Annotated in this window: 11 protein-coding genes; 6 read left to right on the forward strand and 5 right to left on the reverse strand. The window is 49.5% G+C overall.

The annotated features are described in order from the left end of the window. Positions 1–56: 56 nt before the first annotated feature. On the reverse strand, positions 57–1,526 hold the full coding sequence (locus BZG20_RS00655) for a protein adenylyltransferase SelO (RefSeq protein WP_077577799.1): 1,470 nt from the start codon (positions 1,524–1,526) through the stop codon (positions 57–59). 182 nt (positions 1,527–1,708) lie between these two features. Here BZG20_RS00655 and BZG20_RS00660 point away from each other — a divergent pair, with 182 nt between their 5' ends. Further along, positions 1,709–2,542, forward strand: coding sequence for a S1-like domain-containing RNA-binding protein (locus BZG20_RS00660; protein WP_077577800.1), 834 nt, complete (start codon positions 1,709–1,711; stop codon positions 2,540–2,542). Positions 2,543–2,783: 241 nt separating this feature from the next. Here BZG20_RS00660 and BZG20_RS00665 read toward each other — a convergent pair whose 3' ends face one another. The 3 genes from BZG20_RS00665 to BZG20_RS00675 are packed head-to-tail and all read right to left on the reverse strand — an operon-like array spanning position 2,784 to position 8,439. Continuing rightward, positions 2,784–5,420 (reverse strand): MlaD family protein, encoded by a 2,637-nt coding sequence (locus BZG20_RS00665; protein ID WP_077577801.1) that lies wholly within the window; start codon positions 5,418–5,420, stop codon positions 2,784–2,786. Then, positions 5,383–6,636: a paraquat-inducible protein A gene (locus tag BZG20_RS00670; RefSeq protein WP_077577802.1), complete on the reverse strand. Its 1,254-nt coding sequence runs from the start codon at positions 6,634–6,636 to the stop codon at positions 5,383–5,385. Before BZG20_RS00670 ends, BZG20_RS00665 begins: the two co-directional genes overlap by 38 nt. Before the next feature lie 3 nt (positions 6,637–6,639). Then, complete coding sequence (locus tag BZG20_RS00675; RefSeq protein ID WP_077577803.1) at positions 6,640–8,439, reverse strand: ABC transporter ATP-binding protein; 1,800 nt, start codon at positions 8,437–8,439, stop codon at positions 6,640–6,642. 76 nt (positions 8,440–8,515) lie between these two features. Here BZG20_RS00675 and BZG20_RS00680 point away from each other — a divergent pair, with 76 nt between their 5' ends. The 4 genes from BZG20_RS00680 (at position 8,516) to BZG20_RS00695 (ending at position 12,625) form a co-directional block, all read left to right on the forward strand. Further along, positions 8,516–8,974 carry a GAF domain-containing protein gene (locus tag BZG20_RS00680; RefSeq protein ID WP_046073208.1) on the forward strand — a complete coding sequence of 153 codons (459 nt, stop codon included), beginning with the start codon at positions 8,516–8,518 and terminating at the stop codon, positions 8,972–8,974. 114 nt (positions 8,975–9,088) lie between these two features. Further along, on the forward strand, positions 9,089–9,745 hold the full coding sequence (proQ, locus tag BZG20_RS00685) for an RNA chaperone ProQ (RefSeq protein WP_069362426.1): 657 nt from the start codon (positions 9,089–9,091) through the stop codon (positions 9,743–9,745). Between the two features lie 17 nt (positions 9,746–9,762). Beyond that, a complete protein-coding gene (prc, locus tag BZG20_RS00690; protein WP_077577804.1) occupies positions 9,763–11,772 on the forward strand; it encodes a carboxy terminal-processing peptidase in 2,010 nt (669 codons plus the stop codon). A 202-nt stretch (positions 11,773–11,974) separates the two neighbouring features. After that, positions 11,975–12,625 carry a hypothetical protein gene (locus tag BZG20_RS00695; protein WP_046073211.1) on the forward strand — a complete coding sequence of 217 codons (651 nt, stop codon included), beginning with the start codon at positions 11,975–11,977 and terminating at the stop codon, positions 12,623–12,625. A gap of 97 nt (positions 12,626–12,722) precedes the next feature. Here the strand turns inward: BZG20_RS00695 and pncB are convergent, their stop codons facing one another. Next, complete coding sequence (gene pncB, locus BZG20_RS00700) at positions 12,723–13,895, reverse strand: nicotinate phosphoribosyltransferase (protein ID WP_077577805.1); 1,173 nt, start codon at positions 13,893–13,895, stop codon at positions 12,723–12,725. A gap of 278 nt (positions 13,896–14,173) precedes the next feature. Here pncB and pepN point away from each other — a divergent pair, with 278 nt between their 5' ends. Beyond that, positions 14,174–16,783: an aminopeptidase N gene (gene pepN, locus BZG20_RS00705; RefSeq protein ID WP_077577806.1), complete on the forward strand. Its 2,610-nt coding sequence runs from the start codon at positions 14,174–14,176 to the stop codon at positions 16,781–16,783. Positions 16,784–16,794 lie beyond the last annotated feature (11 nt).

Consider the following 16,794-nt stretch of genomic DNA (forward strand, 5'->3'; position numbering starts at 1 on the left):
TTTAGTGAATTGATGATGAGCGCCTCAGTGGCAAATGACTCAGGCGCACGTTTAGGCTACGAGGAGCAGCTAAGGGTCATATCTTTCTCTTCATCGGCGGGACGCCGAGCAAGAGAGTCAAGCGCGGAATGTGACGCAAACGGGGAAGCCAGTACTGTCATCAAATTGTGAGTTGGCTGCATGTCACCTTGTTCTGCCGCCTCTATCGCCTGCTGGGCCAAATAATTACGTAAAATAAACTTAGGATTGGTTGCCTGCATGCCAGCGAGGCGAGTGTTGTCGTCATGATCTGCCACCCGTTGGTGGTATTCGCTTAACCAAGCCGTTAAGGCATCGGCATCTGATACGAGGTCGTTAAACTGGCTGAGTGTCTTTGCACTTAATAGCGCCTCTTGCTTGATGTCACTGAGCCTGCGAAAGAAAAGGGTGTAGTCGACTTGTTGAGATTCGAGCAATGAAAAAAGCGCGTTGAACAAATCACTGTCCCCTTGCTGTGCATCGGACAACCCTAGCTTGTCGCGCATGGCTTTGCTGTAAGCTACCTGGAGATGGTGTTCATAACCGCCGAGAATGTCGTTAATCACGTCACTTTCAAGCAGTGGGGTAAAGGCGTAGCCAAGCGCAGAGAGGTTCCATAGCGCGATAGCAGGCTGCTGATTAAAGGCATATCGCCCCGTGTAATCAGTGTGGTTACAAATATTGCTCGGGTTGAAATCATCCAAAAAAGCATAGGGGCCATAATCGAAGGTCTGGCCTAAAATCGACATATTGTCGGTATTCATGACACCATGGTTAAAACCAACCGCTTGCCACTTGGCAATCATTTCTGCCGTGCGCTCGACAATTTCTTGTAGCAAGGCGGCATAAGGCTTCTCGGCCTCGGCAAGCTCAGGAAAATGGCGTGCAATGACATAGTCTGCCAGCGTACCCAGTGCATCGTGCTGTTGGCTGTAAAACAAGTACTCAAAATGGCCGAAACGCACGTGGCTTTCCGAGACCCGAAGTAAGGTTGCGGCCGTCTCGATGCGCTCGCGCATCACCGGGGTATCGCTGGTGGCCATGGCTAATGCCTGCGTGGTAGGGATGTTGAGTCCCTTCATGGCCGCGCTCGCGAGATACTCACGGAGGGTGGAACGTAACACCGCACGCCCGTCGCCGTGGCGGCTATAGGGCGTTTTTCCCGCCCCTTTTAAATGCCAATCCCAGAGTGTGCCATTATCATCACGCCACTCTCCCAATAACACCCCACGACCATCACCGAGCTCAGGGTTGTATTGGCCGAATTGGTGCCCTGTGTATTTCATTGCAAAGGGTTTGCGGCCCGCAAGCGGCGCCTCCGCAGACAGAATTGCACGAAAGCGTTCACTGTGAATGTCTGCCGTCGTTAAGCCGAGTTCATCAGCTAGCGCGGCGTTGTATGTTAGAAGCCGGCCGTTGTCCAAAGGCGTAGGGGTCACTGCTTTACCCAATGCGCTCCCTAATTGGCTAAAGCTAAACCGAATATGTTCACCATCAAATACTGCCATGCATCCCCCTTTAGGTTAATCATTTAAGCCTAACAGCCTGTCAGCCGCTAACAAGGGATAGAATGTAGGGGTATTGGTTGACATGGGTTGGTGTTTTTTTCCTCACCCGAACCGTATTTCTTCCACATCTCAAGGACAAATTGCGTATACTCACGGGCATTATTTTCTACAGCGCTGAGACAATGATTAAACTAGGGCAATACAACAAACTATCAGTGGTGAAACAGGCAGACTTTGGCGTGTTCCTTGATGGCGATGACTTTGGCAATATTTTGCTGCCGACCCGTTACGTCCCTGAGAATACCCGTGTTGGTGATACGCTCAATGTGTTCATCTACTTTGACTCCGAAGATGAGATTATTGCCACGACTGAAACACCCTATGCGCAAGTGGGTGAGTTTGCATCATTGCGCTGTGTTGGCGTCAATACGGTCGGGGCGTTTGTCGACTGGGGGTTAAGCAAAGATTTGTTGGTGCCCTTTAGCGAGCAACGTACGCGCATGGAGGAGGGAAAACCCTATGTGGTGCGGGTTTATACCGACAAGGCATCTGGGCGTATTGTTGCTAGCCGCAAGTTCAATAAGTTTATCAGTGAGGAGCCGCCTCAGATAAAAGTCGGCGATAAGGTCTCGGTGATCATTACTGACATCACCGACCTTGGCTTTAAGTGCGTGGTGAATAACCAGCATTGGGGGCTTATCTATCGCGCTGAAGCGTTCGGTAAGCTGTTTATCGGCAAAAAACTCAGTGCCTATGTAAAAACCGTTCGTGAGGATGGCAAAGTTGATCTGGCATTACAAAAACATGGTAAAGCGCGGGTTGACGATCTCAGTGACAAAGTGATTAAGATGCTAGAGAGCAAAGGGGGCTTTTTACCACTTAATGATAAAAGCTCACCTGACGCTATTTTTTCTCTCTTTCGTACCAGCAAGGCGACCTTTAAGAAAACACTGGGTGGGCTTTATAAGCAACGTAAAATTCGTATTGAACAGGACGGCATTTACCTGAACAAGTGACGGTGTCACAAATTCCCGATAAAAAAAGACCCGGAACGTCCTGTTCCGGGTTCAGGGAAAAGGCTCAAGGAGCCATATGCCAATATTTAGGTTGTGATTCCTATAGTGTAGTCTATCAATAGCGACATGCCAGTTTGTGACACAATTTTGTTAAAGGATAAGTATTATCAGGGACCTAGCGAGCGCGTTGAGGTCCCTGATTTTTTAGCGAGCATATCGAGGGTCGCTTAGTACAAGCAGCTTATGGTGTTGGAATAGCCGTTCGCCATTCTTGCCATACTTTTTTACTCTCACTGTGCAGCAAGAAGTGACGATGATCATTGGCCACTGGCTGCAAAGGTTGATCGTCCGGGGTTGAGAAAGCAATACCGCCTTTCAGCAAACTATCAATCGTGCCGCTTTTGAGATCTGCACCCGTTAGCCCAATGGAGACATCGACCCCGGACTCGTTCCAAAAGACCGTGTTTTCACGAACCAGGTGTGCATATTGAGGCGCGATTTGTAGTTCGAAGATGACTCGGTCAGACAGCTCGCCTAATCTAACGCTAGAGACGATACCCACTTCGATATCGCGATGTAATACCGGTGTGCCAGGGGCGATAGAGTGGCGAGCGTCGCTCTCCAGGATGAGTGTCAGCCCTTTTGGGTACTTGGGCGAGTCATGGAGGGTGAACTGTTGGGTGAAGTCACCCTCGCCGGGGACCACCGAGATATAGGTGCCAAATAGTGAGTCCAAGTTCTCTGTTTTGGTCAGGCTGAGGACGGGTTGAGTGAGCCAGAAATAGCTGCCGGTGCGCGCAAGCGCATTTTTGTATTCAGGGTAGAGACGAGCCTGAATGGTCACGTTTTCGTGGTCGAAGTCGGGGCTTAGGGTGATCACTTCGCCAACATCGACTCCTTGATAACGGATCGCGCTGCCCACTTTTACCCCGTTAGCCTGGTCAACCGTTAGCCTAATATCTACACCGTATTGAGCGGCTTCTTGCTTTGAGGGGTAAAGCTTCCAATCTCCGTTTCGTTTATTACTAATACCAGGCATGGTGCCGAAGGCGATACCGCCGTTAACCAGTGAACGCAACGAGCCTGTATTAATTTCGACGCCGCTGAGGTTGGCTTTGATATCCAGCCCAGATTGATTCCAAAATACGGTTTGTGGATTAATCAGATGCTTATAGCGATTACTCACCGCAATGGCGATGGAGACAGTGTTGCCGTTAAGCTGATATCCTTCCACTTGGCCGACCACAAAATTGCGGTACATCACGGGACTGCCTTCACTCACACCAGGCATACGACTCGCCACTAAGGTAAAGCGTGTTTCACCGCGTGCATCTTGCTTGGCGTGCTTCGCTTGAATAGGGGAGGTGTAAAGTGGATATGTCTCCTTGATGCCTTTCGCCCCTTCGCTGGTAAAGCTTAAAGCCGGGTCGGCGATTTGTTCCATCGCTGGCACGACCACATTGAGACCGTCACCACTGAGCTCGCCCGTGATCCCACCGAGAATAAAAAACTGCGATTGTTGTTTCACCAAGTGGCGGTATTCTGGATAAATCAATAGCTTTAAAGTGACAGTGTCACTTTCATTGAGCGCGACACGGTCGATAAAGCCCACTTGAATGCCGCGATGCAATACTTTGGTGTGGGGGGTTAAGCCGTATGCATCGTCTGCGGTTAAGGTTACTGTGAGGGCACCGGTCAGTTGCTTTTGCTGTTGGTGCCAGGTTCGGGCGGTAAACACATTGTCAGGCATCGCGGGATCAGCATCTGCCGAACCAGGTTGGATCGTCAAGTAGTTGCCGAGGACTAAATTACCCAGGTTCTTTAGTCCATCAAAACCAATTTGGGGCTGCTCTATCTGAAAGTAGGTGTCTTGGTTGAGCAGCCAGCTCATGCTGGGGTCAATGTGTGCGGTCGCGACTGGGCGTTGTTGCTGTGCCGCGACGCCTATGTGGGTAATTTCACCGACTTCTAATCCTTGATAGGTGATCTTCGTCCCCGCGCCGGGCAGCCCATGTTGTTCAGGGAGCGCTATTTGTATCGATTGACCGCGTGCGGCCTGCGAAAGGCTTTGGTAAAGCTGAAAAGGGCGATTGTCCTCAAGTGTTGGGCTTGCTTTCGGGGAGTCGAATGCAATGCCACCGGCAATCAAGCTCGCCACACTCTCGAGCTGCACATCAACACCCGACACATCAACATTGGCTTTTACACCGCTGATCGACCAAAAGCGTGAGTCTTGTTTGAGTAAATGCGAGAATTGCGGCTCAATTAACGCGGAGAGCGTCACCCCTTGCGAATCTTGATCAAGCCGGTAACTGTAAATTTCGCCGACACGAATTTTCCGATAGTAAATCGGCGAACCGACATTCAGTGAGCCTAATGTCGGTGCGTGTAGCTTGACGGTTGTGCCGGCTTTTTCTGCGATATCTGTCGGTGGTTCGTCACGCGCGACGAAGGATAGGCTGGGGTCACCACTGCCAGGCTGTAAGGCAATATAGTTGCCTGAGACCAAGGTTTCGAGGCCGCTGATCCCAGTGATCGAGGCGCGTGGTTTCACAAGCCAAAACTCGGTGCCACTTGTGAGCAGTTGCGTCGCCTCTGGATAGATATTGGCGTCAACATAAATGCCGTCCAAGTCATCCGCGAGTGTAATATTTCGCACCTTACCCACTTCCAACCCTTGGTAACGGATCGTGGTTTGGCCAGCCTCCAAGCCTTGCGCATCGCTGAACACAATTTGAATCCGTTGCCCCGCTTCACTGATGGATTGAAACAGGAGCCAAGCGGCCATCAGCAAGGCCAATACAGGCAGTATCCATAGGGGAGACAAGCCATAGCTGCTTTTAACGATCGGTGAGGGTATGTCTTGTTTGTCGCTCATGATGATCCCATATCAAACGCGTATCAAGAAATTCAGTGGCAAGCATGGTTAATACCACGACCAAGCCGAATGCAATGGCACCCGGTCCAGGCATAAAGTCCATAATGCGACCACGATCGACTAAGGCGACCATAAACGCAATCACAAATAAGTCCATCATCGACCACTTTCCAATCCATTTCACCCCTCGGTATAGCCACATATGCTGACGTGGTGTGATGGCGGTGGTGCACCGTAAGCTTATTAATATCAAACCTAGCCCTAGTATCTTTGCTACGGGCACGACGATGCTGGCAGTAAAAATGATCGCAGCGATGCCTGGCATCCCATTATTAATCAGACTCGCGACGCCCGAAAAAATGGTGTCTTCAAGTCGAATGCCGTTGGAGAACAAAATGGAGATTGGGAACAGGTTGGCCGGAAACAGAAAAATGGTAGCGGTAATTAAGCAGGCCCAGGTTTTTTGCTCGCTTCGAACCATTCGGCGGTGAAGCGGTAAATGACACCGACGACAGTGAGCGCTTTTCTGGTGCCCTTGTGTTAAGCCGCAGTGGCTGCACCGGATAAGAGGGGACGGCTCGGATTGTGGTGCTGGGCGAGTAAAGGCATCCCAGTATCTTTGCGTGTTTACCCGCACCAGTAAAACCGATAGTAGGATTTGTATCGTCGCATAGCAGGCAAGCCCCACGGAAAAGTGCAAGGTGGCGTAGTCTTGAATTTTAAAACAGGCGATGGCTAAGCTGACCATTAAAACATCCGCCATCACCCAGTGGCGGCTGTGCGCAATCACGCGTACCGCTGGGCGAAACCAGCGGATGGATTGTTGGCGTCGAGACAGGTGCATCACCAATAACGCACAGGTGAACAAAAGCGGTGCAAATGAAGCACAGAATACGACGAGGCTAGCGACAAACGGGAATGAAGACCAGAGAATCTTGGCACCGGTAAGCACGGATGTGGTGATGGTTTTTCCCAACAAATCGATGGAAAGGAGCGGCAGAAGGTGAGCGGGAAGAAACAGCACCAAAATCGTGAGTGCCAAGGCTATCTCTCCATTAAAAGACAGCCGTCGTCCGTGCGCGAGCTTGGTCGCGCAACGTGGGCAGATAGCAAGATGATCGGAGTCAGTTTGGCACGGTTGTAACACCAGATCGCACCCCGAGCACCTCGTTAAAGGTGGGGACGCCGCAAACGGTGTGTCTGGTGACTGTGTCATGGTCTACTTTCCCGCCGCCTGTTGTATTTGCCCATACAAGGTTTGATATACCCCGGGCGCATTGACTAACTCTGTGTGCGTGCCTTGTTGGGTCACTTGTCCTTCATCCAACACATAAATCACATCGGCTTCTTTAACCGCAGAGAGGCGGTGAGCCACGATAAGGGTCGTCCGTCCCGCCAAAAATGTTTGCATTGCTTGATGTAGCGCGCGCTCAGTGGCCGTGTCTAGGGCGGACGTGGCTTCATCCAAAATAACCAGTTTAGGGTCACTCAGGAGCATTCGTGCAATCGCCACACGTTGTCGCTGACCGCCAGATAAACGGATCCCTTGTCGTCCAAGCGGTGTATCTAGCCCGTCGGTGAGTTGTGTCACCACATCCCCCAATTGGGCGTGCTCGATAGCTTGCCAAAGCGCGGTGTCGGCAAGGTGACGGCCTAAGCATAAGTTATTTCTCAACGTATCATTAAACAGCACTGGCTGTTGCAATACCACGGCAATTTGATGACGGAGAGCATCCATGTCGACATGGTTAATCGAGTGGCCGTTAAAGCGTATATCACCTTGTTCTACCGGATACAGTCCTAACAGCAACTGAATAAGGGTTGATTTTCCGCCGCCACTGGCACCAACCAATGCCACACGCTGGCCGGCAGGGATACGCATGCTTAAACCATTGAGTACCGACTTATCCTCATCGTAGGAGAAACATAGATTATCAATCTCGACCGTTAAGCCCGAGGCCTGTGTGTGGGCGGCGATACGACTTGGGTCAATGCCCGCGGGTCGACGCGGCTCTTCGGCCAGTTGTAAAACCTCATTAATACGCGTCATCGCGGCTTTAGCACTATACCAAGCAAATTGAATCCCGAGCAGCTCTTGCACTGGGCCGAGCATAAACCACAAATAACCAAACACCGCGAACATCAGACCAATCGATAAATCACTGAAAAAGACCATTCCCATTGCTACAGCGCGAAAGAGCTCGAAACCGATCAAGAACATTAAAAATGATAAGCGTCCCGCGGCTTCTGACTGCCAGGCATACTTGTCAGCACTGTCTTTAATCTCACTGGCACTGTGGTCAAGCTGACGCAAATACTCACGTTCACGATTGGCAGCACGAAGTTGATACAAACCGTCTAACGTATCCACGAGACGTTGCTGGAAGCGCTCAAAAGATTGGTTCTCTTGTGTTTTAAGGTGCTTAACTCGTTGGCCAAGGGTGCGGCTTAACGCCACGACAATAGGGTTAATCAGTAAGATGAACAAGCCGAGTCGCCAATCAATCCAAAGTAAGACGACCGCGGTGCCGGTGACCGTCAACAGACCAATAATAAACTTGCTTAGTGTGGTACCAATAAACTTATCGATGGTTTCGACATCGGTGACAAGGTGAGAGGTGAGGCCGCCACTCCCACGTAATTCGTACTCACGCATACTGATCCGCCCAAGTTTGGCGATCAAGTGTTGGCGGATTTTGTAGGTGATTGCCTTACCAACCAGGGTAAATTGGCGGCTTTGTAGAATGTTAAGTCCTTGGCTGACGATGCGCATGATAACGACAATGATCAGCACAGCGGCAATGTAAACGCCCGCCTGTTGCCAGCTTATAGGCAGGAGGGTGTTGAGTACCGCAAGTCCCCAGTCTGGCTTATCCAATAGCACCTCATCGACCAATAACGGCATGAGTAACGGGATAGGCACACTGACCAAGGTGGCGGCAATGGCTACCACGTTAGCCCAAATGAGCCGGGTGCGATGGGGTCGAGCTTGGTCAAGAAGCCAGCGCCAGGTGATCATAAATAGGGATACTCAATTGAAAAGTCTTTGGATTATTTCTATTGTAATGGTCTTGTTGTTTGAGATGCAGTGATTTATGGAAAACAAAGCTGATTTTTACCGCTTGTTAACCCAACAAGCGGTTGCGTTGTGCGAAGGGGAACCCAACCTTATTGCAAAACTGGCCAATATAAGTGCGTTACTCAATAGCCAGCTTGAAGATATTAACTGGGTGGGTTTCTATCTCGACGAGGGAGAAGAGTTAGTCCTTGGCCCGTTTCAAGGTCAACCAGCCTGTGTACGCATCCCCTATGATAAAGGGGTATGTGGGGCCGCCTATCGTCAGGATACCGTAATGCGAGTAGAAGATGTGCACGCCTTTGAAGGACATATTGCGTGTGATGCGGCGAGTAACTCGGAAATTGTGGTGCCTGTTCGGGTCAATAATCAATTGCAGGCAGTACTGGATATTGATAGTCCAAGTATCGGTCGCTTTGACCAAGAAGATGAACATGGACTCGCTACCTTGGTCAAAGAAATGCAAAAACACTTGTGATTTCGCCAATCTTGGTAGTTTTTTCATATCAGGTATCTATAATACGCACCACTTTCATACTTAAATACACGTAGATACGCTGCTGTGGTTTCTCGCAGCAGGCCAGGAAAAAACATGGAAAATACTGAAAAGCTCGCGAACAGCAAAGAAGTCATTGCCTACATTGCTGAACGTTTCCCTAAATGTTTTACTGTTGAAGGCGAAGCCAAGCCATTAAAAATTGGTATTTTTCAAGATCTTGCGACACGTCTTGAAGGCGATCCCAAGGTAAGCAAGACCCAATTGCGCGCCGCGCTTCGTCAGTACACGTCTTCCTGGCGTTATCTGCACAGCGTGAAACCAGGGGCGTCACGCGTTGACCTTGATGGCAATGCGTGTGGCGAGCTTGAGCAAGAGCATATCGACCATGCTGCGCAGACCTTGTCAGAAAGCAAAGCGCGTGCGGCAGAGCGTCGTAAGCAGCAACAAGCGAAAAAGTCAGAAGGCCAGGCGAAAAATGCGGGTAAAACCGCACCAAAAGGCAAAAAGGCGGCTGCGCAATCAGCGAAAGGCCGTACGAGTAAACCAAAGCCCGCTAAAATGACTAAGAAAGAGAGTGAGCCACGTCGCGAACTCAACGCCAACGATGTTGTCGTAGGTAAAGACGTGAATGTGAACATGGGCAACGGTAATCTGCCAGCGACCATTGTTGAAATTAATAAGGATGAGGTGCGTGTTCGCCTGACTAACGGGTTAACCATGTTAGTAAAAGCGGAGCACCTCAGCGCCTAAAGGAGACTCCTCGACGCATGTTTTGTCGACGCCGCGTTTCGGCTATCGCTGCCAGCTTGATGCTGGCAGCCTCTGCCCAGGCCGTAGAAGCCAATTTTCAACTCAGTGAACTACCTTCACTGTCCGCTGAACCCCAACACGAAACCGCTTCCAAGCGTGTAACTTCTCGTTTCACTCGATCCCACTATAAGCAGTTCGCGCTCGACGATGCCTTCTCGGCGGCGATTTTTGATCGTTACTTGGAAACACTGGATTATAATCGTGTGTTTTTAACCCAAGATGATGTCGAACGTCTATCTCGTTGGAAAACGCGTTTAGATGATCAGCTCAAAGAAGGTGAGACACAAGCGGCCTATGCGATTTACAACCGTGTGCTGAAAAAACGCTTTGAGCGTTATCAGTACGCGCTGCACGTGTTGGATAAACCCTTTGATTTCTCTGCTGACGAAAGCATGGTGCTGGATCGTACTGAGCTGCCATGGGCGGCTAACGAGGCCGAGCTGGATGCTATCTGGGACAAGCGGGTAAAAAATGATGCCTTGAACCTGCGCTTAACGGGGAAAGAGGATGAAGAAATCCGAGAGACCTTGGGCAAGCGTTATAACAGCGCGTTAAAGCGTTTAACGCAAAGCCATAGCGAAGATGTGTTCCAGGTCTACATGAACGCCTTCGCGCGTGAAGTTGACCCACATACTAGCTACCTTTCACCGCGCAATGCTGAGCAATTCCAGTCGGAAATGAATTTATCCCTCGAAGGGATAGGGGCGGTATTGCAGATAAAAAATGAATACACAGTGATTCGTTCTCTCGTTGCGGGTGGCCCTGCATCCAAGTCCAAACAGTTGTCACCCGGTGATCGAATTATTGGTGTGGGCCAAGAAGACGAAGCGATTGTCGATGTGATTGGCTGGCGACTGGACGATGTGGTCGAGCTGATTAAAGGCCCGAAAGGCAGTGAAGTTAAACTGAAAATCTTACCCGAAGGGGCGAATGCTAAAAGTTACAATGTCACGCTAACCCGTGACAAGATTCGCTTGGAAGATCGCGCAGTAAAATCTGAAGTGATTGAGCGCGGTGACGAAAAAGTTGGCGTACTGACGGTCCCCGGATTCTATGTTGGTCTGGCCGATGACACCAAAAAAGAGATCGCGAGTCTGAAAGAAAAGGGCATTAGCGGTATCGTCGTGGACTTGCGAAATAACGGAGGGGGGGCACTGAGTGAAGCAACCGCGCTCAGTGGGTTGTTTATTGACCAAGGCCCTATTGTACAAGTCAGAGACAGCTATGGGCGAGTGAAAGTCAACAGTGATACGGACAATAAACGTTTCTATGATGGCCCGATGACGGTGTTGATTAATCGCTACAGTGCCTCCGCTTCGGAGATTTTCGCGGCCGCCATGCAAGATTATGAGCGTGCGGTGGTGATTGGCGAACAATCTTTTGGTAAAGGGACCGTACAGCAGCACCGCTCTTTGAATCATATCTACGATTTATTTGATAAGCCGTTAGGTTATGTGCAGTACACGATCCAAAAGTTTTATCGGATTAGCGGTGGCAGTACCCAAAATAAGGGTGTGGTGCCAGATATTGTCTTCCCTTCTCCCGTTTCACCGGATGAAACAGGTGAGAGTGTGGAAGAAAATGCCTTGCCATGGGATCGAATTGAGAAAGCGGATTATCAGCCTAGATCCTTGCCTGATTCGGTGCTTAATACGATAGGTGAAAAGCACAAAGCGCGGATCAAAGATGATCGAGAGTTTGATTTCATCCGCCAAGACATTGCGCGCTATCAAGAAGAGAAAGATAAAAACACAATCTCCTTGAATGAAGACGCACGGCGCAAGGAAATGGATCGAGAAGATCAAGAACGCTTGGCGCGATTAAATGTACGTCAGAAGGCGTTGGGTGAACCGCCCTTCAAAACGCTCGATGATGTGCCTAAAGACTATGAAGAGCCAGATGCATACTTAGATGAAGCCGCGAGCATCACAAAAGATTTGGCTAACCTTCTTTCAGCCAACCGTTAAATGTCAGGTCGGCATACGGTCTTTTAGCACGTTAGCGCACCCCCAAGCCTAGGCAATTCGCCTAGGCTTTTTTTATGACGTTATGGTGACGACTAGGCGGATTCAACCTACATGAAACGAGATCTTGCTCAAAAAACTGCATAAAACTGAGAAGTCAGTCTAACCTTATCGTTAAGGCATCACTGCCAATGAGGGGGAAGGTATGCGTTGCTTATTGGGTGTTTTTCTGGCCTTAGTGATGGCCTTGCCAGTGCGCGGTGACGATTTAGCACGATTTGATGTCCCGTTACTGCTTGGTCAATGGTATTGGTTTAGTGCTGAGGAAGAGTCAGAGGCGAGCCATCCGTATAAAGCGATTAATCTTTCGTTTAACTCTCATTATGAGTTCCGTATTGATATGCTACGTCGTGATGGGCAGCTCGAGACGGCTGCAGGCAGTTATGCGGTGAATCATCAAGCATTGCGGTTGTACGATGGGCAGGGGGCGGATCAAGTGCATGCCTACCAGTTAAATCATAATCAATTGCAGCTTCAGGGAGCCGTGTTTACTAAACTGCTACCTGACGATCTCTCCGGGGTGTGGCGTTCAAACAGCATAGAAGGGGAAGATGTGAGTGAAGAGGTGGATGGTGTCTCGCTGAAACTTCGCCCAGACTTTCTTTTTGCGATGCAAGTTCGCGGCAACAACGGCCGTTCAATTACTCACCGAGGCGTTTACTTGGTGGAAGGTGACAACCTGATGCTTATTTATGAAGAAGGACGCCATTCATCCCAGTACCAACTTGCCTCAGATACCTTGCGCTTGACCAATGAGGTGTTTGGTATGGAGGCGGTGTTACAACGGCAACGGTGAGCAATGACAGAGCGTGTTATCATAAAAACTCATCAATAAAACATTGATGAAAAGGGCCGGTGATAAATAAACTGGCCCTTTTCTATTGGGGAAGCGTTTAGTCTGACAACTTGAACGCGGCTTTTAGTGCAGAGAGGTGCGCTTCATCTTTACAAATGGCTTTGTTAGGCTCATCAGAAATTTTGGCAACAGGTTTCCCTTGGCAGCTGGTTAATTTGATCACCACATTGAGGGTTTTCACATTAGGGAGATCACAGGTTAGCTGCGTGCCAATACCGAATGAGGTCGTGGCTTTGTCGGCAAAGTATTGATAGATGTGCACGGCTTTCGCCAGCGTGAGGCTATCGGAAAAGACAAGTGTCTTATCTTTGGGGTCAATACCATGATACCGATAATGCGCGATCGCCTTCTCACCCCATGCAATCGGGTCACCACTGTCATGACGCAATCCGCTAAAGGCGTGACAGAGCGAACGATCAAAATCCTGTAAAAAGGCATCCATGTTGATACAGTCGGTTAACGCTATCCCTAGGCTATCGGGATACTCTTGCAACCACATTTGTAACGCAAGCTGCTGGGAGTCAGCAAGCTGACCTGCAAGCTGTTGATGGGCTTGAAACCACTCATGCGCTTGGGTGCCGACAGGCACAAGCCCTAACTGTTTGGCTAGCCATACGTTAGAGGTGCCTTTTAAAGGCGGATAGACCGCGTGCAGACGTGTCACTATCGCCTGATGGACCTCACGAGAAAAACGACGCCGCGTGCCAAAGTCAACGAGCTGGAACCCATCGGCAAATCCCTCTTTAGGGAGATGGGCTAACTTATCGTCAAGACGTGCAATCGCGTCATCGACACTTAGTTGAGCATAACAAGCGCGGTTTCTCAGCTCACAAATAATCGCCAGTAGTGGCACTTCCCATAGAATCACCTCTTGCCAAGGGCCGGCGATATGAATTGCTAATTGACCGTCTTCGACACCGACAGTGACTTGGTCAGGATCGAATTGAAAACCTGACAAAAAGGCGAGAAAGTCTGCTTGATATAGACCTAGCGAGTCCAGATAGCTGAGCTCGTCTGCATGAAACCGCAACGTCGCGAGATGATTGACATGCTCCACCACCTGTTCACGTAGGTAGGAGAGGTTTTCATCACTGCGGCAGTAAAAGTCAGCGGTAACATGGACATCAGGATAATGATGAAATACGGCCTGCTGCATATTGATTTTATAAGCATCAGTATCCAAGAGTGATGTAATGATCGGATTGTGCATGCGTGGTGAACGCCTTACGGGTTACAAAACGAAATGAGCGTCATAGTACCGCAATTTTTAGAAAATTTAACCGTCGTCACATTATATTTCAGTCGGGATTGGCAGGCTGCGTTGACATTATACTGCGCTTATTGAATGTAAACGCAAACATTTGATAACAAACTGTTAAATCTATAGTCATTAATGCCGAGCCGCGGTATGGTATGGCATGCAAAATCGCCCTTGGGCGAATGAATACAGTTCGTTGGCTGAGGTACACTCGATAAAAAGGAAACGACATGTCTCAACAACCCACCGCCAAATACCGTGATGATTACCGTGCGCCGGACTTTACCATTACGGATATCAACCTTGAATTTGATCTTGATCCGAACAACACCCTAGTCACGGCGGTTAGCCAGGTGAAACGCCTGAATGATCACGCCACCGATCTGGTGTTAGACGGGGACGCGCTCACGTTAGTGCGCCTAGATATCAACGGCGACCCCTGGACAGCCTATAGTGAAGAGGCGGGCAAATTGATTGTCCGAGACGTCCCAGCCGCATTTACTTTAACCATCCAAACTCAGCTCGATCCTGAAAACAATACCGCTCTCGAGGGGCTATATATTTCGGGCGGGGCTTATTGTACTCAGTGTGAGGCGGAAGGATTTCGCCGGATCACTTATTATCTCGACCGTCCCGATGTGTTAGCTCGCTTTACCACCAAGGTGATTGCGGATAAATCTACATACCCATACTTACTCAGTAACGGCAATAAGATTGCGTCGGGTGAGTTGGAAGGTGGCCGCCACTGGGTAGAATGGCATGACCCGTACGCGAAACCCAGTTACCTATTTGCACTGGTCGGCGGCGATTTTGATGTGTTACGTGATACGTTTGTGACCCGCTCTGGACGTGATGTGGCACTGGAAATCTTTGTTGATAAAGGGAATTTAGATCGTGCCGATCATGCGATGACTTCATTGAAGAACGCAATGAAATGGGATGAAGAGCGGTTTGATCTTGAATATGATCTAGATATTTACATGATCGTCGCCGTTGACTTCTTCAACATGGGTGCCATGGAGAATAAAGGCTTAAACATCTTTAACTCCAAGTATGTATTGGCAAACGCCGAAACCGCCACCGACGCCGATTATCTCGGTATCGAAGCGGTCATTGGGCATGAGTACTTCCACAACTGGACGGGGAACCGAGTGACATGCCGTGATTGGTTCCAACTTAGCCTGAAAGAAGGGTTAACTGTTTTTCGTGATCAAGAGTTCTCCTCCGACTTAGGCTCGCGCTCTGTCAACCGTATCAGCAATGCGCGTATTATGCGTGGCCCCCAGTTTGCTGAAGATGCCAGCCCTATGTCTCATCCGATCCGGCCAGAAAAAGTGATCGAAATGAATAACTTTTACACCCTGACGGTGTATGAAAAGGGCAGTGAAGTTATTCGTATGATGCATACCATTTTGGGTGAAACCGAGTTTCAAAAAGGGGTCAAACTCTACTTTGAACGTCATGACGGTACAGCAGCCACTTGTGATGATTTTGTTCAAGCAATGGAAGATGCGTCTGGGGTCGATCTGACTCAGTTCCGCCGTTGGTACAGCCAATCTGGGACGCCGGTATTGAATGTATCATCGACCTACGACCCCGATAGCAAACAGTTGGCGTTACATGTCACGCAGCACACGCCGCCAACAGCGGATCAGCAAGAGAAGTTGCCGCTATATATTCCACTGGATATTGCACTCTATCGTCGCGACGGCAGTGTGATTGAGTTACAACGTCACGGTGAGTCGGTCTCAAACGTCCTGGCGGTGACAGATGCTGAGCAGACCTTTATTTTCGATGGGGTGGATGAGCAACCTGTGCTTTCCCTGCTCAGGGAGTTCTCCGCGCCAGTGAAGCTTGAACATGACTATCAAGACGATGAGTTGGCATTCTTACTGCAACATGCGCGCAATGATTTCGCGCGGTGGGATGCGGGTCAGAGTCTACTGGCCAAGCATATTAAGGAGAACGTCGCACGGGTACAAAACGAACAGCCTATTGATGTGCCTTTGTCAGTGATTGATGCATTTCGTGGCGTATTGCTCAGCGACAACACGGATCCGGCATTGATTGCGGAAGTGATCAACTTACCGACCGAGACGGAAGTGGCTGGCTGGTTTGATATTGTCGACGTTGATGCGATTCATCAAGTCATGGCGGCGTTCAAGCAACAATTTGCCGATCATATGGTTGATGAGTTTGACGCGGTATACCGTCAGTATGCGCAACCTGAATATCAGATCACCCACAAAGCGATCGGTGAACGCGCTTTACGTAATGCCTGTTTGAGCTATCTCGCGCACACGGAAAACGGCAACACGCATGTAGAGCGTCATTACCAAGCCGCGAACAATATGACTGACACCATGGCAGCATTGAATGCCGCTAACAATGCGCAATTACCGTGTCGTGAACCACTGATGAAAGATTTCAGTGATAAATGGCAGCATGATGGACTGGTGATGGACAAATGGTTCATGCTCCAAGGTGCGAACCCTTCCGAGACTGCCTTAGAGCAGGTGAAAGCACAGATGGCGCACCCTGCCTTTACGCTCAAAAACCCCAACCGTGTACGCAGTTTGGTCGGGGCATTTTGTAATCGTAATCCGGCGCGTTTTCATGCCCAAGATGGTAGCGGCTACCGCTTTTTAAAAGAGATCTTGGTGACCTTGAATCAGTCGAATCCACAAGTGGCATCACGATTGATTGATCCTATGCTCAAGCTGGCCTATTACGATCACCATCGCCAGCAGCAAATGCGACAGGTACTGCAAGAGTTGGCAGATATGGATAACTTAGCTGCGGATCTCTATGAAAAAGTAGAAAAAACACTTGAGCAGTAAAAAACGATTTG

The organism is Salinivibrio sp. IB868 (assembly GCF_001995655.1).
Classification (GTDB): Bacteria; Pseudomonadota; Gammaproteobacteria; order Enterobacterales; family Vibrionaceae; genus Salinivibrio; species Salinivibrio siamensis.

Coding starts and splice junctions, on each gene's coding strand:
- BZG20_RS00655 (WP_077577799.1), bottom strand. CDS start 1,526: ATGGCAGTATTTGATGGTGAACATATTCGGTTTAGCTTTAGCCAATTA.
- BZG20_RS00660 (WP_077577800.1), top strand. CDS start 1,709: ATGATTAAACTAGGGCAATACAACAAACTATCAGTGGTGAAACAGGCA.
- BZG20_RS00665 (WP_077577801.1), bottom strand. CDS start 5,420: ATGAGCGACAAACAAGACATACCCTCACCGATCGTTAAAAGCAGCTAT.
- BZG20_RS00670 (WP_077577802.1), bottom strand. CDS start 6,636: ATGACACAGTCACCAGACACACCGTTTGCGGCGTCCCCACCTTTAACG.
- BZG20_RS00675 (WP_077577803.1), bottom strand. CDS start 8,439: ATGATCACCTGGCGCTGGCTTCTTGACCAAGCTCGACCCCATCGCACC.
- BZG20_RS00680 (WP_046073208.1), top strand. CDS start 8,516: ATGGAAAACAAAGCTGATTTTTACCGCTTGTTAACCCAACAAGCGGTT.
- proQ (WP_069362426.1), top strand. CDS start 9,089: ATGGAAAATACTGAAAAGCTCGCGAACAGCAAAGAAGTCATTGCCTAC.
- prc (WP_077577804.1), top strand. CDS start 9,763: ATGTTTTGTCGACGCCGCGTTTCGGCTATCGCTGCCAGCTTGATGCTG.
- BZG20_RS00695 (WP_046073211.1), top strand. CDS start 11,975: ATGCGTTGCTTATTGGGTGTTTTTCTGGCCTTAGTGATGGCCTTGCCA.
- pncB (WP_077577805.1), bottom strand. CDS start 13,895: ATGCACAATCCGATCATTACATCACTCTTGGATACTGATGCTTATAAA.
- pepN (WP_077577806.1), top strand. CDS start 14,174: ATGTCTCAACAACCCACCGCCAAATACCGTGATGATTACCGTGCGCCG.